Source organism: Legionella quinlivanii (assembly GCF_900461555.1).
GTDB lineage: Bacteria > Pseudomonadota > Gammaproteobacteria > Legionellales > Legionellaceae > Legionella_C > Legionella_C quinlivanii.
Genome location: NZ_UGOX01000001.1, coordinates 528,744 through 553,105, shown reverse-complemented (window position 1 = coordinate 553,105; position 24,362 = coordinate 528,744). Strand labels below are relative to the sequence as shown.

Here is a 24,362-nt window from a genome sequence, read left to right as displayed (position 1 = left end):
GGATTTCCGGTTGTCTGGAACCGGAAATCCTTTATAGCAGACTACAAAGGCCAACGCGCTTTCACATCAATGGCAGCATCATTATCCTGCCGGCCAGCCAGCAAATGTAAACATCCGGTATAGGCAATCATCGCCCCGTTATCAGTGCAAAACTCTAAAGGTGGAAAAAAAACGCGTCCCCCCAATTGAGCGGTCATGCTCTCTAAACTCTGGCGAAGCTTAAGATTCGCGCCAACTCCCCCTGCCACAACCAGCGTATTAGCCTGTGTAGATTCCATTGCCCGCTTGCATTTAATAAGCAGCGTATCGACAATTGCCTGTTGAAAGGCATAGGCAATAGCGGATTTGCTTTCTTCACTTTTATCACTGTGATTCCAGGCATTTAAAGCATGCGTTTTTAGCCCGCTGAAACTGAAGTTCAAACCCGGTCTGTCAGTCATAGGGCGTGGAAATGCCGGAAGGCTATTTCGTAAATGAGCGGGACAGGTGTCCGCCAATTTTGCCAGCTGTGCCCCGCCAGGATAAGCAATACCCATAAGCTTGGCTGTCTTATCGAAGGCTTCGCCCACCGCATCATCAACGCTTTCCCCGAGCAGCCGATACTCATTCAGTTCATTAATTTCAATTAGCTGGGTATGCCCGCCTGAGACAAGCAAGGCAAGAAAAGGAAAGTCCAATTCTTTTGCCTGCATTTTAGCCACTAAAATATGCGCTTCAAGATGATGAACTGCTAAAGCCGGAATCTGCAATGCAAACGCTAAGGTTTTAGCAAAACAGGCACCGACTAACAAGGCGCCGATGAGACCTGGGCCGGCGGTGTAGGCTATAGCATCAATGGCAGATTTCTCCAGACTGCTTTTACTCAATACCTCATCAAGCAAGGGTACGAGATGATTAATATGATCCCGGGATGCCAGTTCGGGAACGACTCCGCCATATTGTTGATGTAAAGCGATTTGTGAATAGAGCGCGTGAGCCAATAAACCTTTATCAGAGTCATAAAGCGCCAGGCCTGTTTCATCACAGGACGATTCGATACCTAAAACCAGCATTAAAAACCTCAAAAATCAGTTACCGCCAGGCGAAACCAGGGAAAGAAATTGCAATATTAACAAACTTACTTCAAACTGGCATGGAAATTGATTACAATTATTAAACTAAAGTCAATCAATAAACTTGACCTTAAGCGGATCTGGCACTAGAATTGCCAACCTATTGTGTTTAATTATATCAGAGGACTATTTAATGCCCACCGTTCGTGTGAAAGAAGGTGAAAACCCCGAATACGCACTTCGCCGTTTCAAGCGCTCCTGTGAAAAAGCAGGTATCCTGACCGAATTACGCCGTCGTGAATTTTATGAAAAACCCACTGCTGAACGCAAAAGAAAGCAAGCTGCTGCAGTGAAACGTCACCTTAAAAAAATCTCACGCGATACAACTACCCGTCGTGCTATCAAACATCGTCGTAAAAAAACATCATGAGTATTAAAGATCGCATTAGTAATGACCTGAAAGACGCCATGCGTGCCAGGGACAAGCAACAGCTTGAGACCCTGCGGCTCATTACTGCTGCAATCAAACAGGTCGAAGTAGATGAGCGCATCGATGTGGATGATGCACGTTTGTTAGTTATCCTGGATAAACTTGCCAAACAGCGTAAAGAATCCATTAGTCAATTTACCTCTGCTGGCAGAACCGACCTGGTTGCTCAGGAAGAATATGAGCTGGGCATCATCGGCAAATATTTGCCAGAGCCTCTTTCTGACGAAGAAGTTATGACCTTGGTCACGCAAGCAATTGCTGAACTTGGCGCTGAAAAAATGAGTGATATGGGCAAAGTAATGGCGCATTTAAAACCCATGCTGCAAGGCCGTGCCGATATGTCTCAAGTCAGTGCTATCATCAAGGCCAAACTCAGCTAATTTTCCGGGAAACATACCCAACATGTCTGGCTTAATTCCACGGCCATTTATCGATGAGCTCCTAAACAGAACTGATCTGGTGGAGCTCATCGAGCATTATGTTCCCTTAAAAAAGCGCGGCAACAGCTATATCGCCTGCTGCCCGTTTCATAATGAAAAAACCCCCTCTTTTAATGTCGTAGCCAAAAAACAGTTTTTCCATTGCTTTGGCTGTGGAACCAGCGGAAATGCCATCAGCTTTATGATGTCTTATCTGAATCAAAGCTTTACCGATGCAGTCGAAACACTTGCCGTTCGATTAGGAATGACTGTTCCCAAAGAGCTCGCATCAAGCGAGGTCAAACAAGGGCCTAATCTTTATCAGTTACTTGCCAGGGTTACACGACATTATCAAGCTTTATTAAAAACAGCTCCCGCCGCCGAGGCAGTTAACTACCTGCGTCAGCGCGGATTGACGGGTGAAATCGCTAAACAATTTCAATTAGGATATGCCCCAGCGGACTGGAATGTTCTCGAAAAACACTTTGTTGCGGATAAAAAAGGGTTAATTGATACCGGGATGCTGATTAAAAAAGACAATGGAAAAACCTATGATCGCTATAGAAACCGTATTATGTTTCCCATTCATGATCGCCAGGGAAAAATTGTCGGCTTCGGCGGAAGAGCAATAAGCCCTGATCAACAGCCTAAATATTTAAACTCCCCAGAAACGGTCCTCTTTCAAAAGAATCGCGAACTATATGGACTATATCAGGTTTTACAACAGCCTCGCCAGGATCAGATCATTGTTGTAGAAGGCTATCTCGATGTGATTGCCTTGGCTCAGTACGGCATCAATAATGCAGTGGCCGCCCTGGGAACAGCGACCAGTTCCTATCATGTTCAGATGCTCAGCAAATATTGTAAACAGCTCATTTTTTGCTTCGATGGTGATAAGGCAGGACGCCAGGCTGCCTGGAGAGCACTGGAAAACTCATTACCGCATTTGAATACCGGTATGGATGTCCGCTTTGTTTTTTTACCCGAAGGACAGGATCCCGACAGTTTTGTACGCGAGGCAGGCCGCAATAAATTTCTTGAAATGCTGCAATCGGCAGTCTCTTTGAATGACTATTTTATTTCAAATCTTTCTGAAAATCTTGATTTGCATAGCATCGCCGGAAAAACACAGTTTATTAATCTGTCCAAACCTTATCTGGCTAACATGCCGGAAGGCACTTATAAGCAACTATTGATTAATGAGCTTTCACAGATAACCCGTCTTGAAAATCACCGCATTGAGCTAGTAATTACAGAACAGAATACCCCATCCCAGCAGGTAAAGCCCAAAAAAGGGATCAGCCGCTCCCCCATTCGCCTGGCGATTGCATTGCTGATTCAAAATCCCGAGATCTATTCAGAGGCTCAGCAACAGATTAATCTGCAACTTCTTGGTGGTAAGGAACAAGAAATTTTAAAGCAATTGATTGAGCACGTTGCGGCAAATCCCAAGATTAATACTGCGTCTTTAATAGAACAATGGCGAGACACATCCTTTTTTGAATCGCTTAATAAGCTGGCTGCCTGGGATCATCAGGTTCCTGAAGAAGCCTTGACCAAAGAGTTCCTTGATATTATTATTTTTTTACAAAAACAGAATAGCGGTAATAAAATTAATGAATTTCTTGAAAAATCCCGAAAAGAAGGCTTAACTCTTTCAGAGCAAATGCAATTGCAAAACTTGTTAAAGCAACGCCATCAAAACAGGCGTGATAAAAATTAACACATTTTTGCTGGCATGTTTTTGACGTGAGGGTTATAATCAAAAACATTTTTGTAGATTCCCCTTCATTATCTGACTAAGTGCCTATGAACATAAATGACCAAGAACAACAACGCTCACAGATCACTAAAGTCATTAGCCTAGGTAAAGATCAAAATTACCTGACTTATGCACAAATAAATGATCTGCTTCCCAATATTGTTGATACCGAACATTTTGACGTTATCATCAGTATGCTGGAGAGCATGAATATTAAAGTCTTCGAGCTCCCGCCGAGCGACGATGAACTAGCACTTCTTGGTACGACTGAAGAAGCACCGGAGGATGTGGAAGAAGCCGCAGCCGTATTGGCCTCCGTCGACAAAGAAACCGGCCGTACTACCGATCCGGTTCGTATGTACATGCGCGAAATGGGTACAGTTGAACTGCTGACTCGCGAAGGCGAAATCCGGATTGCCAAGCGTATTGAAGAAGGGATTTATCAGGTCCTGCGCTCATTGGCGCACTACCCGGAAACGGCTCAACTAGTACTTGAAGACTACGATCGCGTACAACTAGAAGAAATGCGTCTGAGTGAAATCATCAGTGGTTTCGCCGACAGCGAAGAAGAGGCGCCGCCCTCAAGTATTGGCTCCATGTTGGATGAAGGCCAGCAAGACGAATTACTGGTTGAAGAAGTTAATCTTGATGATGAAGACGAAGACGGCGAAGGCGGAGGCGGCCTTGAAGCAGATGACGGTCCTAATCCCGAAATAGCCAAGGTTTACTTTGACGATCTGCGCGAGAAATACGATTTTGCCATGACGGCTTTACGCGAAAAAGGACGCAGCAACAAACTGACTGTTGAAAAGCTTGACTCCATGGCAGAATCCTTCCTGAAGCTGAAGCTGACTTCCCGTCAGGTTGACAAATTGACGCGCCACTTCCGACTGCTGAGAAATCACATTCGTGAGTTTGAAAGAAGCATCATGCGTTTGTGTATTGAAAAAGCAAGAATACCGCGCAAGTTGTTTATTGAGACATTCCCAGGTCAGGAAACTGATTTAAACTGGTTACCTGATTTAATCAAGATTCATGGCAGAAAACTTGATATGGCTCGTCTCGAAGAGTACAACGACGAAATCAAGCGTCTGCAGAGCCGACTGGCTGCTTTTGAAGAAGAATTTGGTTTAACGATTAGTGAAATCAAAGACATTAACAAGAAAATGTCTATCGGAGAAGCGAAAGCCCGCCGTGCTAAAAAAGAAATGGTGGAAGCGAACCTGCGTCTGGTAATTTCAATTGCCAAGAAATATACCAACCGCGGCTTGCAATTTCTTGATTTAATCCAGGAAGGGAATATCGGTTTGATGAAAGCTGTTGATAAATTTGAATACCGTCGCGGTTACAAGTTTTCAACCTATGCCACCTGGTGGATTCGACAGGCAATTACCCGTTCGATTGCAGATCAGGCGAGAACCATCCGTATACCGGTTCACATGATTGAGACAATCAACAAACTGAATCGAATTTCGCGGCAAATCCTACAGGAAACCGGCAGAGAGGCAACACCTGAAGAACTGGCAGCTAAAATGGATCTGAGCGAAGATAAAATTCGCAAAGTTCTCAAAATAGCTAAAGAGCCGATTTCGATGGAAACCCCAGTAGGCGATGACGACGATTCGCATTTAGGCGACTTCATCGAAGACGTGAATATCGAATCACCAATTGCACGAGCAACTGCTGAAGGCCTACGAGAAGCGACTCTGGAAATATTGGAAACACTAACCCCCAGAGAAGCCAAGGTACTGCGCATGCGTTTCGGCATCGAAATGAACACCGACCACACTCTGGAAGAGGTCGGCAAACAATTCGACGTAACCCGCGAACGTATTCGCCAGATCGAAGCCAAAGCCCTACGCAAACTCCGCCACCCTTCACGCTCAGAAAAACTGAGAAGCTTCCTGGAAGGCGACGACGATTAAACCCAGGAGCCGAAAGGCTCCTGAAAAAGTTCAAAAAAAAGTGGTGTTACACATAATTTAAGATTACAATAACACCTTCTCTCCGGGCCTATAGCTCAGTTGGTCAGAGCAGCGGACTCATAATCCGTTGGTCCTAGGTTCAAGTCCTAGTGGGCCCACCAATAAAATCAAGTAGTTACGGTAGTTTTCAGAAAGTTCGAAAAAGTCATGTAGACGTAATGTAGACATAAAAGGAACTTAAGGTTGAGATCTAAAAATAATGAGTAACTTTCTAATAGGCTTATTTACTTTAACTGGAACCTTAAGTGGTATATGGTTAAAGGATTACCTAGAACATAAGACCTCCCGTTTAAATTCATTGAAACAGAAAGCCATAGCTACCTATATTTTGTGCAATCACTTACGAAAAGCTCTAATAGTACAACAGATAGTTTGTAAAGGGATAATAGAAGATCCAAATTACAATTACGCACAGCTTAAGCAAGATCGCCCTGACACAGTATTAGAAGATCTTGAGAAAATGGAAATTTTGATTGTTGAAAATTTTAGCAACTTATATGAGGACTTTTTGCAATTTAACTCGATGATAATTAGTCACTATCGATACTTGCTCAGGATAATGAGTAATAAACAACAAATTTCAGTTAATACGGATGAACTTAAAACTGAAATTGATAGTTATGAATCCCAAATGACTAGGTTAACTAATAACTTAAATCAAAAACTTAAAGAGCAATTTATAAATAGACCAGATATCTATCCAAATTTTTATAGATATAAAGCTGCAGTAATTAGTTTTTGGCAAAACTTCTTTAAAAAGGACTTCAATTAAATCCTGGCCCATCACCATATCCGGGGGATAGAGCCATTTAAAAGGACTTTCACTATGCTACAGGATTTTTTAAAAGACAAAGTTACATTAGTTAAAAATAATGGTACAAAGGTTAGATCTGAAATTCCTGCACAAGTTTCTTCAAATAGAATAATCATATTTGATTCCTCATTACCTATAGAGGTTGGTGATCATATTCTAAGAGAGTTAAAAAGTGGTCTCGTTGAAGATTTTATAGTTGATGATCCATGTTTTCAAACTGGACATGGAAGTATCCCAGACTCATTTCAAATCAAAGTTCACAGAAGCGGTGAACCAACTGCCAAACCAGAAGTCATTATTAATCAAATTTCAGGAAATAATGCACGCATTAATATCCACTCAACCGATAATTCAACAAATATCGTTGGCGACCACAACCAATTGTTTTCAACAATGAATCAGTTAATAGAGGATAATATAGACTCTGATGATGAACGCGAACGACTGAGGGGCTTAGTATCCGAATTAAAAGAAAACGTTGGTAAGCCAAACTTTAAAAATGCATATGATAAATTCATTGAGGGTGCAGCCAACCACATGACAATTTTTGTTCCCATTATTTCAGCGCTATCATCACTTCTTTAGTAAGTTGTGTCATAGTGACTAATCATGAAGAGTTTAATTTTTATATATGGACTTGATCAAATATTACACGGATGAAATAGTAAAATACTTTGGCCATATTTTATCATGGCTATATAATCTGATATCTAAATATACTCCTGAATTTGTGAGTGCAGCTGAGTCCAAAGATTCTATATTTGGTTTTGCAGAGTTTATATCTGCTCTTGCACTTTTAGTAATTGTCTACACAGTAACTGATATACGATATAAGTTTCGTGTTTCCGTAGCTCCAATTCCACTGTTTAGAATTACTTATTACTCAATAATCATCATTGGCATTACCGCTCTTTTTTCAGATGTTTGGTTTGCTAAACAATATCATTTGCCTGCATTTTTAAATGACCAAATTTTGGTACAAGGATTATTGGCCGGTGTCTTTCTAGTATTAGTAGTCATGTGGGTTCATTATGCTTTTATCAACCCATCTATTTTTGGTAAACGTAATTACAAGAAATACGCCCAGCATATTTACCATCTTATTCTAAAAGGCTCTGAACATGATTTATCTATCATGGCTGATGAATTAGCAAGATCTGCCAAACCTATAGTTCAATTTTCTAAGACACTACCAACTCCATGGGAAAGAAATGAAAAAACTGACAGGGATAAACATTCTATAGAAGATTATGCATACGAACTACTTCTACTAATTGGCAATAAAAAATTCTGTAGGCACATTATTTCCTCATCGCCACATACTGCAATACTTATATTCGATGAAATGACAAAACTAGAAAAGTACAATCTGCCGATAGGCCAGTTTGCCGAAAATATTACTGCAGAGGCTATCAGCAACAGTGATTCTCTCTTGTTTCACGAAGAGCATGGGTATGAGTCAGGTTTAATTGGATATATTAAACCTTTTAGCAATGCTATTTATGGTAATAGTGAATTAATAAACCAACTAGCAACAGAACACCGATCCCCTTTAGATATTAATTATAAATTCATTAGAGGTTGGAACGCGCAACAATTTGCAGCATACACACGTTGTGTTCTAATATTCCTAGAAGACTATCTAAAGAAAAAACTATGGGTACAGCACTCGTATCCGTTACATAGAACATTAGATAATATTGAGAAGTCTTGTTCGGATTTATACAAACTTGATAAGGTAGAAATTGAATACCAATCTGATATATATCAGCGCCTCCAGGTTGTGGTCGATTTTGTTGCGGATTTTATCAGTCTAATTGATAAACTCAATGAAAAGCCACCTTGTAAACTTAAAAGAAAAGAGAATGATTGCATCAAAAACAATGACATATACGATAAAATAGCAGATCTACAGTTTAAAATCATTTTTGAAGCCTCTTCTGTTACAGCGCCTTCAGATACATCTTGGTTTATTCAACATAATTCAATCTGGAGTCGATTCTTCGGAATCACTGCACGTAATGAGACATATAAAATTATACAATTTAAGTTAAGACGCCTTCTTTATAATGAAATCAAATATTTTGAAAAATTTATAAATTATAAATCTGCAAGAACTCTTGGTTTTTGTTTAAATGTAATGGGACTGGTGATAAGTACTCGTAAAGATAGCGGCAGGGCATATTATCCACTTCGATACATAGCAATTAAATGGACAAAAAAAAATTATTTATCTCTTAGAAAAGAAAATCCTGATGTTGCAGATGCCTGCCTAATGGGCTCAATCAGTTTTGACAAAGAAAATTCAAGACTGGTTAAAACCTACTTCAAAGGATTAAACCTCGAAGCACCAAAAGAATACTTGGATTTAGATTCATAAAATAAAATTTTTCGTAATCGGTATGAGAGCATTCCCATATTAGCAAGCGTAGGTCGGGCGCTTACTAATAGGTGACCCCTTTTATTGTTACGGGATTAAATTGTAGTAGTTCAAACTTGATCTGACAGTTGCCGGTTTTTAAGAAGTGTCTGTCAGGTCAAATTCAGTTTATAAATTTTTCCATCCAGATTGGTTTGCTATCCACCAAAGTTTGCATTGGGGTTCGTCCACAACACATTTTGCCCTGATGGGTTCGCTCATTATTGTAGTAATAAATCCATTCGTCCAGATCTTTCTGAAGTTCATCCAGATTATCGTAAAGTTTCTTACGGAATGTCACCTGGTAAAACTCCTGTAAAATTGTTTTATGGAAGCGCTCACAGATACCATTGGTTTGTGGTGATTGCGCCTTGGTTTTTGTATGTTCGATATTGTTAATCGCTAAATACAACTGGAAATCATGCTGTTCCACCTTTCCGCAATACTCAGTACCTCTGTCGGTTAAAATGCGCAACATCGGCAGTTGATGGTGTTCAAAGAAAGGTAGAACTGACGTGGTCAACCAAAATGTTACACCCCAGTTAAGCAACTTTCATTAATAAATCGCTCTGTTTTTCAAATTGATTTGGGCTTAAATATCCCAAATATGAATGTAATCTGTGGCTGTTATAGAACATGGTGATGTAATTCAAAATGTCCTGTTGAGCTTCCCATCGGGTTTGATAATTTCGCCATTGAACTCGCTCTTGTTTTAAGCTGCCAAAGAAACTTTCAACAACGCTGTTATCCCAGCAATCACCTTTTCTGCTCATGCTCCCAATGTATCCTTTGCTCTTTAATAAATTGCGGTATTGGTAACTAGCATATTGAGCTCCTCTATCTGAATGAACAATAAGCCCTGCTGGAGGTTTTCGCTGCCAAATTGCCATATTCAGAGCATCACAAACCAATGTTGCTTTCATTCTGGATCCCATGCTCCAACCAACCACTTTCCTTGAAAATAAATCCAGAACGACTGCTAAATAAAGCCAGCCTTCCTGTGTCCAGATATAGGTAATATCTGATACGTAGGCTTTATTGGGCTCGCTTGTGTTAAAGCGCCTATTCAAAACATTTTCATAAACCGGCTGTTTATGGTTGCTATTGGTAGTCACTTTATATTTTTTTCGATAACGAACAAAAACTTTGGCTTCTTTCATTAAACTTTGAGCTCGCCTTCGACCTACTGGATAGCCTAATATATTTAAAGCATTCTTCATCCTGCGGCTTCCATAACAATACTGGCTCGCTTCAGCTATTTTCTTCACCCACTCAATAACCTCCTCATGCTCAGGATCATCTGGTTTATTTCTCTGGCGTTGCTGATAACTGTAATATCCATGCCGTGTAATGCCCAGGAGTTGGCACATTAAGCCAACTGGCCAGGTCTTCTTATTTTGGGCGACAAACGAATATTTTATTTCGTTTCTTGAGCAAAGAAGACCGCGGCAGATTCAACCGATCATTGCAACACCTCGTTCAATTTATCTGCTGGAGACAGAAAGTTCAATGTTTTCCTAGGTCTTTCATTTAATTCTTTAGCAATTCGATCCAAATCAAATTGAGAATGAATACCTAGGTCTGTTTTTTTAGGCATATATTGTCTCAATAGACGATTAGTATTTTCGTTGGTTCCTCGTTGCCAAGGCGATTTAGGATCACAAAAATATACCTTTATTTCAGTGTCGATTGTAAATTTTTTATGCTTTGCTAATTCCATTCCACGATCCCAAGTAAGCGATTTTTTTAACTGGTTTGGAAGCTCTATAATTTTATTGGTAATAGCGTGTACAACACTGGCTGTATCGTTACCTGTAAGCTTAACTAACAAAGTGAATCTAGATGTTCGTTCAACTAATGTAGCAACGTAAGATTTATTTGAGCCGCAGATTAAATCCCCTTCCCAGTGACCTGGTACAGTGCGACTATCAATTTCTTTTGGCCTATCATGAATAGATACAGCATCTATAATCCCGCCTCGTGCGTTACCTTTTGTGTTAAATTTCTTGGACTGCCGCATGACTCTCTGTGTCCGCAGATGCGTCAATAGTTCTTTCTTTAGATGACCTCGAGATTGGACATAAAGTGTTTTATAAATAGATTCATGAGAAATATTCATAGCAGTATTATTCGGATAAGTACGCTTAAGATAACCAGATATTTGTTCTGGTGACCACTTGTTTGAAAGCTTATCTGCAATTATATCATTCAACAGTATATTAATTTGGAGCTTGGATTGTTTAGGGCGTTTTGCTCTTATCCATGTTTGTTTATCCGCTAATATGGCTCGATATTTTGAAATTCCTCCATTACGATTTATTTCCCGAGATATAGTCGACGGTGAGCGATTTAATGTCTTTGCAATAGTCCTGATAGATAAATTTGCTGATAAACCACGTGATATTTCCTCCCGTTCATACAAAGTTAATGCTTGTTTTGAGCGAATAGATTTAACAGGCTTTATACCACCGGATTTTTGTAGGAAACAAAAAATTGAACCCGCATGCTTGTTAAGCTGTCTTCCAATTTCACTAAGTGATTTGCCTTGCGACCATAAAGACCAAATTACATCTTGCTGATGTTCTGTAAAACTCCGTTTTGATAAAGCACGCACCATCGTCTCTCCTAAAAAGTTAACTATAACAAATTAGGTGTTGCAATGATCGGTTGAATCTGCCGCCGCCTTTTTTAAGATTTCCTTTTCCATTTTCAGGCGTTTATTTTCTTCCTGCAGGCGACGTATCTCTAATTGTTCTGCTGTTAACTTCCCATTTCCTCGAAATGCTTGCCCATCTTGTTCTTTGTGTTCTTTTATCCAGCGACTTAGTAGCGCTTGACCAATGCATAAATTATTTGCTGCTTCTGTTACCCCGTAACCTTGCTCTAAAACAAGACTAATTGCATCCAGTTTAAATTCTTTGGGGTATTTCTTTCTTATCGTCATTACTTTCTCCAGTTAAGTGCATTATCTCTTAACTGGGGTGGTCAAATCTATTAAACCACGTCAGTTAAGCTGGGTCGAGAAAAAAAAACTGATCTCGCGACAACCCTTGTACGGGATAAGCGATTTCGAATAAGAGCAGTTGCCAGGGCACTGCAGGTTTCTCGCTCCCACTTAACGCAGAGGTTGAAAAATATGGAACACTCCAGAAAACAAACGGTTAAAATACGTGATCAGGAACTACTGCCTTACATTCGTGAAATAACGGATAAACGGAGTAGCTATGGCTATCGTAGGGTTACAACGCTTCTTAATCATGAGTTAAAAAAGACAGGTCTTGCCTGCGTCAATCATAAACGTGTCTATCGTATTATGAAGCAAAATCAATTATTACTGCCGGCGTATGGCAAAAAACAAACACGAGTACATGATGGGAAAGTCATTACATTGCATAGCAACACTCGTTGGTGTTCAGACTGTTTTACCATACAGTGCGCTAACGGTGATAGAGTTCATGTCGCTTTTGCAATGGATACTTGTGACAGAGAAGTATTAGGCTATATTGCCTCGACAGTGGGCATTGATGGAGAAGCAATCAGGGACTTATTGCTAGAAAGTGTAGAGTATCGGTTTGGTGCAGCAGAATACATGCCCAAACAGATACAGTGGTTAACTGACAATGGCCCTTGTTATGTGGCAAGGGACACTGTTTCTTTTGCAAGAAACCTGGGCTTTGATGTGAGGACAACACCAGCATATAGCCCTGAAAGCAATGGTATGGCAGAAGCGTTTGTTAAAACGTTTAAACGAGATTATGTCGCTTTTTTTGATCTTGATGATGCGCAGACTGTTATGAAAAAGCTTCCTGAATGGTTTGACGATTACAACGAAGTTGCGCCTCATAAAGGCTTAAAAATGATGGCTCCCAGGGAATATATCAGGAGCTTATTAGCGGTGAGTTAGGTGGTTCGGTTTTATAGGGGCAACTCCATAACCGAACCGTCAGGTATGACTGGTTAAGCCAATTTTTATTCGAAAGTATTGCAGAGGTACAGCTTCATGCGACACAATGGTTATGGATGTACAATAATGAACGTCCTAATACGGCTATCGGAGGCATTCCTCCAAGACAAAAATTGGCATTAGTTGCCTAATTCCTCTATTTTTGGCTTCAGTTAAAAAGGGGGGGATTACCATATAAACGAGCGTCTTCAGTTTGTTACACTTTTTTTGTTATAATATTGGTTTACAATCAATTAGTGAACTAGCTTAGCCTTGAAGAATTCAACTTGTTCAAAAAGAACAGGCAAAAAGGCTTGCCGATGATCCTGCACATCACTTACACTTTTCAGTGTCACATCGCAGCCCATAGAACGAAATATACGATATGCTAAAGCTGAGTTGCTAAATGGTACATCCGTATCACCTCGACTACCAACTAACAATAGGCTGGCCTTTGGTGTAAATTGGTATCGGTTAAATTCACGACGTAACTGCACTAAATGTGGTTCTGTTCCTTGTTCAAAAGCATTAAATAATGCCGGATGTAATAATGCCTGTGAATTTGCAGGTAATGCCATTAGAATAGTATCGGCATCATGTTGACCATCAAACAATTCTGGAATTATTTTATCATAGGGATGCTGAAATACTTCGCTCAAGTCGGGCCAATATTGTTGGTAATGGTATAATGAATAAAAATAAAACGCTGAATAAAAAGCGCCCTTTCTCTGACCATTAAATAAAATATACTTCAATGTTTCATCCATATCATAAGGTCCGGCACCAGGAGCAGCAGCTGTAACGGTTAATTCAGGAAAATCCTTTTCAAGAGCTTCCAACACTGCCAAGGTTGAAAATCCACCTTCCGAATAACCTGCTAAAAATAATTGGCTAGTCACAGTCAAAGATAATTGTTCCGCTAATTCCTTAGCTGCTATTAATGCATCTATACTGGCTGATGCAATAGTAGGTGCATCAACATAGGGATGCAAATTTAAAGGACTGTCCCCATAACCTAAATAATCTGGCATCACTAACATCCAACCATTGACATTACTAAAAATGGCGGAATAAAAATCATAACCTGGTAAAAATCCATCGCTAGGAACATCATTATGCAGCACTCGAGTACCATGAAGATACATGACAACCGCCAAGGATTTTATATGCTTGGGAATAATCACTAGGCCGGAAGCTTGGGTTAACTTACCACCTGGGCCTGTGGTTTGATAAGTAATTTTATATAGCTGACTATCATATTGAGATTTTTGATTAGAAAAAGGAGGCAGCCTTTTAAGCCGCTGCAATGCTTCCACCTTCGTCATCTCACCCAGTAATTGGTAATTCAATAAATGGGAAGCATATGATGCATTAAATAACAGTACCAGCCATACGCCTAATACTATGTTTGACAAAAATCTTTTCATAATAATTTCTTCAAGAAAAAGGCCAGTCCTTATAATGAAGCTTCGTTAATCACATCCAAATATGATGCTAGGCTTTTCAGATCATCAAACTCAAACAATATTTTTAAAGGTAATGAAATATTAAATTTAGCCTCAATCCGCGTATTTAACTCTACTGCCTGCAATGAGTGGCCGCCAAGCTCAAAAAAATTATCTGTTATACCAACTCGCTCCAGTTCAAGTATGTCTTGCCATATTTTAGATAAAACAATTTCAGTTTCCGTTAGAGGAGCTATATACTTAGCTTGCAGCTTTGATAGATCAGGCTTAGGTAATCCTCCCAGATCGACCTTACCATTAACAGTTAACGGAAACTTGTCTATCAATATAAACTCTGACGGTAACATATAGTCAGGCAAGACTTGTTTAAGATTATGCCGAAGCGAGTTAATTAGTTTTTGGCGTAGGTCATTATTTTCCACCATATTGGCTGCACTTTCAGAGACCACTACATAAGCAACTATGCGTTTATCACCATTGAGAGTTTCTGTAGCCAACACCACCGCATCATTAACGAGCGTATCAGCTAATAAAACAGACTGAATTTCACCCAACTCTATTCTAAAACCACGGATCTTAACCTGCTGATCAACCCGGCCTAAAAATTCTAAGTCACCACAAGGTAACCAACGAACTAAATCACCCGTTTTATAAATGCGTGTGCTGCTATTGGGATCCATAGCATCGTAAAAAGGATTCATTACAAACTTTTCAGCTGTTAAAACTGGTTGGTTTAAATAACCCCGAGCAAGTCCACTACCACCAAGATACAACTCTCCTTTGACACCGATAGGAACCAGGTTCATTTCTTTATCCAACACATAAGAATTCCTGCTACTTAATCCTTTGCCTAATGATATTTTTTTAGTTGTATTTAAATAATTGGGGGTCAGCTGTTTCCATAAACTAAATGTTGTATTTTCTGTTGGCCCGTAAACATGCAACAAGCGTTCAGGTGCACTATGTTTCATTATTTTTTTTACAGCCTGTAGCGAGCAATCTTCTCCACCAAATAACAGATACTTTAAGTCCTTTACTACATCAGGTTTAATGATAGAGAAAAGATTTAACAATGCCGTAGTAAGAAATAATGTATCTACTTTTTGCTCATGAATAATCATTTGTAGCTTACTAGCATCAATTAAAGAATCCTTATTGATAATAACTAGCTTTGCACCATTTAGGAGAGCTCCCCATAATTCAAATGTCATTGCATCAAAAGACATATTCGAAGCTTGAGCAACGATATTGCTTGGACCTAAGGGTAAGTAATTTGAATTACAGACTAATGAGACAACATTTTCATGTTCTATCATCACCCCTTTAGGCTGACCAGTTGAGCCAGAGGTATATACTATATACGCCAAATGGCTCGAATTTAAACTTGACAGTTGCGCATCAAGATTATTTGTTGGCTGTTTCGTTAACTGTTGTGCAAACACCTCATCATCTAAACAAATGGTTTGTTTAGTAATAATGGGGTTCTTCAATAAAATATGACTTTTCGTTAATAGTATTGTAGGCTTTGCATCATTTAAGATATAGTTTAAACGTTCATTAGGGTAGTTGGGATCTAAGGGGACATAAGCCCCACCAGCTTTTAATATTGCAATAATACTCACAACCATATCAATGGAACGCTCGACACAAATACCAACCAAGGTATCTGGCTTTACATGATGCTCAGTCACTAAATAATGCGCTAATTGATTTGCCTTCTCATTTAATTCACGATAAGTCAGTTGATGCTCTTCAAAAACTAATGCAATCGCATTTGGGTTAACGATTACGTGTTCTTCAAACAGTTGATGAATACAACGATCTTTCGGATAATTTATCTGGATATCATTCCACTCAACAAGAATTTGATGACGCTCCGATTGAGGTAGTATAGGAATTTCTTTGACTGGCTTATTCGGCATTTCCAACAAAGCATGAACCAAGCCTTCAAGACTCGTTTGCACATAACTTAGTACACGCTCTGCACTTACAGAACAGTCTACACATAACGTAAGTTTAAATTCTACACCATAGTCAGTAACTGATAGGTCAAATGGGTAATGGGTATATTCCTCACTACTAAGGTGTTCTATATTGTTTTTAACAAAAACACCATTTTCATTATGTAAAATTTCGCCTAGTTCAACCGGTGCCGAATGCCGATAATTTAAAATAGCGCTAAACAAGGGTGAGCCAAACGGAAGATTCGCACACTTTTGGGCCTGAACTAAGGGGGTTTGCTCATAATATATTAAATCTTGAAGTGAATTTTGTACTTGTTTTATTATTTCAACAGCACTACACCCATCCAACTTAACTCGCAGTGGTAATGTATTAATAAATAGTCCTAGCATGCGTTCAGCACCAATTACTCCTTGAAGCCGACCAGATAACAAGGTACCAAAAACCACATCATTAGAACCACAACAGCTTGCGACAACCATTGCCCAAACTGCATGAAAGATCACTGCAGGGCTAACTTTTAAATCTTTCGCAATTTTTCTAATCTGGTGACAAAGCTCTAATGGAATTATTTTTTGAAGTTCGATTATTTCGCTACTGTCAGTTTGAATATCAACCAAATTAAATGGCGTCGAAGGTTGATCTATACCGGCCAGATTTTTTTGAAAATGTGTTACAGCATCACCCTGCCTAACCTGATTCAAAACATGAGCTATAAACTTACTATAAGGCACTACTGCCGTCAGGTTATCACCTAACCCTGCTTGATAAAATAAAACCTCTCTTCGAATAACTTCTATGCCAATATGGTCAAATATAATATGATGGTATTGCAACAAAATGATATATTCTTCTGAATTAAAGTCGTGTACTATTTTTGATCTCAGTAATGGAGCTTGATTTAAATCCATTTGCTGTAATTCAGGTGCACAGAGATCTTGCATGTATTTTAAACAATCACTCTCTGCTTCTAACTTAATCCAACTAACTGGTAACTCAGCTTGACGACAAACTACCTGAACAGGGGTTGATAAATTCTCCCACAAAAAGATTGTACGCAGTACATCATAACGATTAATTATAAACTGCAATGCATCCAGAAATTTATCAACTTCTGGTTTACTCTTAATTTTGAACAAATCACAAAGAACATATGGGTCACCATTTTTTTTCACACGATGATGAAATAAAACTCCTTCTTGCAGTGGACCAAGCGAATAAATATCTTTTATATTACCTACGCCACCAGGTACTTGATTCACAACAAGATCAATCTCTTCAGGACTGAGCGATACCAATTGCAACATTGCTGGAGTAATATGCTCACAACCTGTTGGTATTAAACTCTCAGTGGTCTTTAAGGATGGAACCTTATGCTCAATGGAGTTTTCAATTGATAAAGCTAGATCCATTAAAATAGGTGTGACAAACAGCTGATGAGCAGTCATTGTTATATGATGGTGCTGCAAGCTCTCAACTAATTTCATAACCAACAGCGAATGGCCTCCCAGCTCAAAAAAGTTATCAGTAATGCCAATGCGCTCGACGCCCAATACTTCCTGCCACTTCTCGCATAAAATTTCTTCTATTTCATTGCGAGGTGCTACATATTTTTTCTTTAAAGCATCTATTGCTGGTTCAGGCAGCGATTTACGATCTACCTTACCATTTGGTGTCAACGGCATACTGTCCAGCAATACAAAGGCAGCCGGAACCATATATTCAGGCAGTTTTTTTCCAAGGTGCTGACGCAATGAATTAATTACTTCGGACTGTGGACCATGAGAAATATCCTTATGAAGCACGACATATGCGACTAGAATTCCACTAGATTTATTGGAGTCTTTAACAATCGTAACTGCGTCTTTAATCATTTTATGCGAAAGAAGCGCACAATCGACCTCTCCCAACTCGATGCGAAAACCTCGGACTTTGACCTGAAAATCTTTCCGGCCAATAAATTCGATATTTCCATCTCTTAAAAGGCGCCCAAGATCGCCTGTCTTGAACAATCGATCACCAGTATCAGGATGAACGATAAAGCTACTCTTGGTTTGCGCATCATCACGCCAATAGCCGAGCGAAACTCCAACTCCACCTATGTATATTTCTCCCACAACGCCATAAGGGGCTGGGCGTAAATCACTACTAAACACAAATAAATGTTGATTAGTTAAAGCTTTACCATAAGGAACGCTTTTAACAAATTTAGATGTTTTATCTATATAGTAAATACACGAAAAAATAGACGCTTCAGTATTGCCCCCTAAGCTAATCTGAATTGCATTTGGGAACTGGACTCCTATTTTAGATGGTAAGTCAGTTGGAATCCAATCTCCTGCCATCATAATCAGCCTTAGCTGATAATTCACGCTTTTAGTATCGAGCTTCGTTAGAATTTGCATATAAGCAGGAACGGTATTCCAAATCGTAATTGATTCCATTTCCAAATATCGTTCCCATGCATTCACATCCTTGGTTTCCTTTTCCTGCGGAATTACAATAGTACCGCCAACAGACAATAAACCAAAAATATCGAAAACAGAAAGGTCAAAATTTAAGTTTGATAAAGCTAATACGGTGTCAGTATCAGTTAAATTAAATCGCATGCATAAATCATCAATGGTATTAGCTGCACCTTCATGTGAAATCATTACTCCCTTTGGTACTCCCGATGAACCTGATGTAAATATCACGTATGCGAGGTCACTTGGACTGCTACGTAAATCCAACCCGTTCATAGGAATATTAGTCATTGATTTATGTTCAAATTCGCTATCAATGGTGAAAATTGATAGCGATGTTCCGGCCAATAATATTTTCTCAAACTCGGATGTAGTAACAACCTGCGTTATTTCTCCTAATTCGAGTAATAATCTAATCCTATCTTCAGGTAAATGCGCATCAATCGGCAAGTATGCCGCACCTGCACGTACGATTCCCAAGACAGCCACGACTTGTTCCCATCCTTTTTCCATAAGAATCGCAACCAGCTTGTTGCTTGAACAACCGCTCTGGATCAAGCTATGTGCTAACGCCCCGCTCATCCTCCATAATAGTTCATAGGTCAACGATTTCTTGGAGGTTTTCACAGCAATTTTGCTGCCTCTAATCTTTACTTGTTCTAAGAAGCGGGAATGCAGCAAACGGGGTTCAATACGAACACAAAGTTCATTTCCCTTTTTACCCAAGTTTAATAGCTCCTCACATTCCTGTTCGTTTACCATACGAATGCTGGATACACGTGCGTGCGGTGTGTTCGTCAATGAATCTAAAAATACACTAAAATGGCGCGACATCTCCTCAATAGTTAATGAATCAAACAGATCTGTGTTGTATTCCCAAGTTAAAGATAGACAATCTTTACTCTCCGTAACAAATAATGTTAAATCGTATTTTGCAACATCATTAGCTTGTATTAGAGGAGTAATGCTAAGCCCAGGCAACTCCATCGAGCTAACATGATTGCCCTGCAAAGCCAACACAATCTGGAATAAAGCAGCATGATTGGTATGCCGCTCTGGTTGTATTCGTTCAACGATTTGCTCAAACGGTGCTTGTTGATGCATGTAGGCATCAATTAGTATGCCTTTGCTGCGCTCCAAAATTTCACAAAAGGAAGGATTATCGGAGAGATTAATGCGCAGCACTACGGCATTGACGAAGAAACCGATCAAATCTGAAACTTCTTCCTGCTCGCGGTTCGCTACTGGTGTTCCCATAACGATATCGTATTCATTGCTATAACGCGACAAGAGTGCAGAAAAAGCAGCATGCAGCCCCATAAACAATGTAGCACCGTATTTTTGGCATAGATTACTTAAAGCCTTGGTAGTTCGCTTACCAACATGCGAATACACTTTCGCCCCGGCAAAGCTCTGTATATTCGGACGCGAACGATCTAAAGGCAATCCGTGAGATACTGGTAAATCAGTAAGTTGTTTTTCCCACCAGCTAATTTGTTTCTCTAATAAACCGCCATTGAGCCAATTACGTTGCCAATGAGCATAATCGGCATACTGGATTTCTAACGGAGGTAGTGGATTTGTTTCCCCTTTTACAAAAGCAGAATACAAAGTACTAAACTCGTTAAATAATATTGTTACAGACCAGCCGTCAGATGCAATATGGTGCATCGTAGCTAGTAAAACATGTTCATTTTCAGCCAGTGCTATTAATTGCACACGTAACATCAAATCAGAATCTAAAGAGAAACTTCTATTTGATTCGTCCAACATAATCTGTTTAAGCTTGGTTTGCTGCGATGATCCATCCAATTGGGTAAGGTCAATCTGCGTGATAGTCAGTTCTGCATTAGGCTGGATAACCTGACATAGCTCGCCACTTTCATTAAGTGTGAAAGTTGTTCTCAAGCTTTCATGGCGTTCTACAATTGCACTGAAAGCGCGTTGTAGAGCTGTCAGATTAACGTGTCCATATAGTCTAAACGCGCTTGGCATATTATAGTGCGAACTGCCTCCATCAATAATGTCCAATAACCACAGACGCTGTTGGGCAAAGGATGGCAACATTAGACGTTCGCGTTCGACGCGAATAACTGGGGGCTGATCTATGCCTATATCTAACTCCAAAACTGTTTGCGCCAAATGCTTCGGAGTCTGTCCGGTAAAAATGGATTTTATCGGTAAGGCTACATTGAATGTTTTGGAAATACGTGCCACTACTTGCGTGGCTGTCAAGGAGTGACCACCCAGCTCAAAGAAGTTATCAGTTACACCAATTCGTTCAATACCTAGTATATCCTGCCAAATCTCGCATATTTTTTTTTCTATTTTGGAGCGTGGAGCAACATATTGTTGTTTTTGAGTAGCTAAATCTGGGTCTGGTAGCGCCTTGCGATTTACTTTACCATTAAGGGTAAGAGGTATATGTTCCAATAACATAAAGACAGAAGGCACCATATAGTCAGGTAATTGCTTGGCAAGGTAAGTACGTAAGGAGTCTATATCCTCTTTACGGTCCAGGTGCCCTCCTTCATTAAACACTATGTAAGCAACTAAATATTTATCACCGGAGGATGTCTCTTTAGACTGCACAATTGCTTCTTTTACACTATCGTGATCGATAAGATTTTTTTCGATTTCACCGAGCTCAATGCGGAATCCACGAACTTTTACCTGTTGATCAGTTCTCCCTAAGAACTCCAAATTTCCATCTGGTAACCAGCGAACTAAATCACCAGTCTTATACATCCTTTCACTACTTGCAGGATTTCCAGGCAAATAAAACGGATTATCAATAAAAACCTTTTCCGTTTGTATAGTGTCCATCCAATAGCCAGCACCCAGACATACACCAGTAATAAATAGCTCACCAGGCACACCAACAGGTACCGGCATACGGTTTTGATCTAAGACATACACACTAACATTAGCAATTGGCTTGCCTATAGGGATTCGTAACAAAGGAACTTGAGGCAGTCGATAAAATAACATCCCTATCGAAGTTTCCGTGGGGCCGTAACCATTGATTAAATCGATGGTTGGATAGGCTTGCTTGAACTTTCTAGCAGCGTTAACGGTGATAGCTTCTCCGCCGATAATGAGTGCTTTTAAGTGTGAAAGAGTATCAGCTGGCCAATTCCTGCTGCAGAGCTCATCTACAAATATTGAGAATAAAGCGGGGGTAAAATCTGTCATGGTTATCTTATGACGCGAGATAGAGTCAATAACGTAGCCGATATCTAGATTCTTATTTTTATCTGGAATGTAACAACTTCCCCCACTCATCAACGGCCAGAATATCTGCCATATGCAGGAGTCAAAGCAATGATGTGTCATCAACATAACAGCTTGATCTTTTGGATTAAAAAAGAAACGATTCATATAAGCCAGCCGATTCACAATACCTTTATGTAGATTGATCGCGCCTTTTGGTTGGCCGGTTGACCCTGATGTATGGAAAATATAGATTGGGTTATCGGGTGTTATGCTAAGTTCTAGATTATCTGGCAAAGATTTCGTGTACCGTAAATCTACCACATAAACATTTATACGACTGGTCAATTCAAGGGAAACTGAGTTATCGGCCAATACGATTTTTGGCTTTAACTTGCTCAATGCCGCTTGAATCCTATCGGCTGGCCAGCGCAAATCAATAGGAGCAAAAATAGCACCTGCTTTCATAATGGCTAAATAAGCTAACGGAATCTCTATACCCGTTTCCATCATCACTGGCACAACATCGCCTGGAGTTACATTTGCCGCTAGCAGATCATGCGCTAAACCATTTGCATAAGAGTTTAAAGCTTCATAACTAAGACTGATACTATCAGTAAAAATCGCTTTGCTATGAGGATGCTGACATACAATTGCTTCAAATATTTCGTGAACGCACTTGTTGGGCGTAAAATTAATAGCAGAGCCTGCCCACTCTGTCAGCAACTGATGCCGTTCCAACGTACTTATCATATTGACATCAAAAACGCTTTCATCTGGGTCTGACAATACTGAAGAAAGCAATATATTGAAATGAGCTGCCATGCGTTCTATAGTTGAAGCATCAAACAGATTAGTATCATATGTCCAACCTAATTGAAGCTCTTCCGAACTTTCTCGAACAGTGAGCGTCAAATCGTATTTGGCGTAGGTGTTTGCTAGCCTCATAACATTTAGACGAAGCCCCGGAAGATCCAGCGCCTCTTCGCCGATGTTTTCCAGAACTAGCATGATCTGAAATAATGGGCTATGGCTTAGACTCCGGTTTGGCTGAAGTCGTTCTACTATTTTTTCGAATGGCACTTGTTGATGCATGTATGCATCAAATAATGTTGATTTGCTTTGCTGTAGCAGCTCAATGAACGATGGCTTATTTGAGAGATCACTTCTCAATACAAGAACATTAATAAAACAGCCAATTAAATCTGTAACCTCAGGCTGGTCGCGATTGGCAATTGGACTGCCAATTACTATGTCATATTCATTACTATATCTCGATAAAAACGCAGCGAATAATGCATGCAAAGCCATGAACAGGGTTGCGCCATGAACGTGACATATATTATGAAGTTTTGAGCGAGTAGAGTTACTAATTTTGGCATAAAACGTTTTACCAGAAAAACCTTTTACATTTGGGCGCGTATGGTCAAGCGGTACATTATGAATAATAGGCAAATTCGCTAATTGCTTTTCCCAATAATTAAGTTGTTCATCCACTACTTCCCCTTGAAACCAATTGTGTTGCCAATCAGCATAATCGCTATATTGGATTAAAGGTGGATTTAAAGGATTATCTTTACCTTGCAAATATGCCGAGTAAAGGGTCGAGAATTCACGTACCAATATGGGCATTGACCAAGCATCTGAAACAATATGGTGCATAGTTACCAGCAGTGTATACTCACTCTGCGCTTCTTTTATTAGTGATGCACGTATCATAATATCCGAACTAAGTTCGAACGGACGGCTTGTTTCCTCTACCATCAATTCTGCAATTTTTTCATTTCTTCGATCTTCTTCAAGAGAAGATATATCATGAACAGTAACAGAAAAATCAGGAGTGGGATTAATTTGTTGATAAGGCTGCTCCTTAGCATCAATTAAAAAGCAAGTCCGTAAAATTTCATGCCGTTCCAAAATAGTATTGAAGGTTCGATTGAGAACTTCAAGATTAACGGAGCCGGAGAGTTTTAATGCGTTTGGCATATTATAATGCGCTTTGCTATTATCTATCTGGTTTAACAGCCATAATCTTTGTTGAGCAAATGACAATGGCACTTGAGATGATAAAGCACCTCCTCTTTTCATTATACATGGCTGAGGAGTACTTATAACCTTATTCTGAGATTGGAGGAAATGAATAATACTTAATTTATTTTCAGCTACTAATTTTCTAAGTTCGTCTGTTAATGCGCCTTTTGGAGCTCTGTAAGCAAGATTACTACCTTTTAGCGAGAGCTGTATTCCATTTTTAGCCAAAAGCGATATTATTTCCTTGATCATTTTTAATATTTCCTGTGCAAGTATTGGTATATACCACATCGACACAGTTAATATTCAAGAGCCAATAGTTCAAACTACAAGCAAGCATG

12 protein-coding genes, 1 tRNA gene and 4 pseudogenes are annotated in these 24,362 nt (G+C 39.6%); 10 read left to right on the top strand and 7 right to left on the bottom strand.

Going from position 1 to position 24,362, the window contains the following annotated elements:
* Positions 1-41 precede the first annotated feature (41 nt).
* Positions 42-1,052: a tRNA (adenosine(37)-N6)-threonylcarbamoyltransferase complex transferase subunit TsaD gene (gene tsaD, locus DYH61_RS02435; RefSeq protein ID WP_058508432.1), complete on the bottom strand. Its 1,011-nt coding sequence runs from the start codon at positions 1,050-1,052 to the stop codon at positions 42-44.
* A 193-nt stretch (positions 1,053-1,245) separates the two neighbouring features.
* On the opposite strand from tsaD, the gene rpsU reads away from it, so the two are divergent.
* The 8 genes from rpsU (at position 1,246) to DYH61_RS02395 (ending at position 8,902) form a co-directional block, all read left to right on the top strand.
* Positions 1,246-1,482, top strand: a complete 237-nt coding sequence (gene rpsU, locus DYH61_RS02430) for a 30S ribosomal protein S21 (RefSeq protein WP_058508433.1) — start codon at positions 1,246-1,248, stop codon at positions 1,480-1,482.
* On the top strand, positions 1,479-1,922 hold the full coding sequence (locus tag DYH61_RS02425) for a GatB/YqeY domain-containing protein (RefSeq protein ID WP_058508434.1): 444 nt from the start codon (positions 1,479-1,481) through the stop codon (positions 1,920-1,922). Before rpsU ends, DYH61_RS02425 begins: the two co-directional genes overlap by 4 nt.
* 22 nt (positions 1,923-1,944) lie before the next feature.
* On the top strand, positions 1,945-3,684 hold the full coding sequence (dnaG, locus tag DYH61_RS02420) for a DNA primase (RefSeq protein ID WP_058508435.1): 1,740 nt from the start codon (positions 1,945-1,947) through the stop codon (positions 3,682-3,684).
* A gap of 86 nt (positions 3,685-3,770) precedes the next feature.
* On the top strand, positions 3,771-5,648 hold the full coding sequence (gene rpoD, locus DYH61_RS02415; protein ID WP_058508436.1) for an RNA polymerase sigma factor RpoD: 1,878 nt from the start codon (positions 3,771-3,773) through the stop codon (positions 5,646-5,648).
* 84 nt (positions 5,649-5,732) lie between these two features.
* Positions 5,733-5,809: transfer RNA gene (locus DYH61_RS02410), tRNA-Ile, on the top strand.
* A 98-nt stretch (positions 5,810-5,907) separates the two neighbouring features.
* Positions 5,908-6,480, top strand: a complete 573-nt coding sequence (locus DYH61_RS02405; protein WP_058508437.1) for a hypothetical protein — start codon at positions 5,908-5,910, stop codon at positions 6,478-6,480.
* Between the two features lie 54 nt (positions 6,481-6,534).
* Positions 6,535-7,107, top strand: a complete 573-nt coding sequence (locus DYH61_RS02400) for a hypothetical protein (RefSeq protein ID WP_058508438.1) — start codon at positions 6,535-6,537, stop codon at positions 7,105-7,107.
* A 46-nt stretch (positions 7,108-7,153) separates the two neighbouring features.
* Complete coding sequence (locus DYH61_RS02395) at positions 7,154-8,902, top strand: hypothetical protein (protein ID WP_058508439.1); 1,749 nt, start codon at positions 7,154-7,156, stop codon at positions 8,900-8,902.
* Between the two features lie 163 nt (positions 8,903-9,065).
* Here the strand turns inward: DYH61_RS02395 and DYH61_RS02390 are convergent.
* The 4 genes and pseudogenes from DYH61_RS02390 to DYH61_RS02375 all read right to left on the bottom strand — a co-directional run.
* Positions 9,066-9,464, bottom strand: a pseudogene (locus DYH61_RS02390) (integrase core domain-containing protein); the annotation flags it as partial.
* A 19-nt stretch (positions 9,465-9,483) separates the two neighbouring features.
* Positions 9,484-10,386 (bottom strand): annotated as a pseudogene (locus tag DYH61_RS02385) (IS3 family transposase); the annotation flags it as partial.
* A 17-nt stretch (positions 10,387-10,403) separates the two neighbouring features.
* Positions 10,404-11,558 (bottom strand): IS30 family transposase, encoded by a 1,155-nt coding sequence (locus DYH61_RS02380; RefSeq protein WP_058508500.1) that lies wholly within the window; start codon positions 11,556-11,558, stop codon positions 10,404-10,406.
* Positions 11,559-11,621: 63 nt separating this feature from the next.
* Positions 11,622-11,885: pseudogene (locus DYH61_RS02375) on the bottom strand (transposase); the annotation flags it as partial.
* A gap of 69 nt (positions 11,886-11,954) precedes the next feature.
* Between DYH61_RS02375 and DYH61_RS02370 the strand changes: the two are divergent.
* Entirely contained in the window at positions 11,955-12,845 is an 891-nt protein-coding gene (locus DYH61_RS02370; protein ID WP_115343299.1) for an IS3 family transposase, read from the top strand.
* 29 nt (positions 12,846-12,874) lie between these two features.
* Positions 12,875-13,036, top strand: a pseudogene (locus DYH61_RS02365) (integrase core domain-containing protein); the annotation flags it as partial.
* 102 nt (positions 13,037-13,138) lie between these two features.
* Here the strand turns inward: DYH61_RS02365 and DYH61_RS02360 are convergent.
* Positions 13,139-14,311, bottom strand: coding sequence for an alpha/beta hydrolase family protein (locus DYH61_RS02360; protein ID WP_065236182.1), 1,173 nt, complete (start codon positions 14,309-14,311; stop codon positions 13,139-13,141).
* A gap of 29 nt (positions 14,312-14,340) precedes the next feature.
* Positions 14,341-24,273 (bottom strand): non-ribosomal peptide synthetase, encoded by a 9,933-nt coding sequence (locus DYH61_RS02355; protein ID WP_058508624.1) that lies wholly within the window; start codon positions 24,271-24,273, stop codon positions 14,341-14,343.
* Positions 24,274-24,362: the final 89 nt, after the last annotated feature.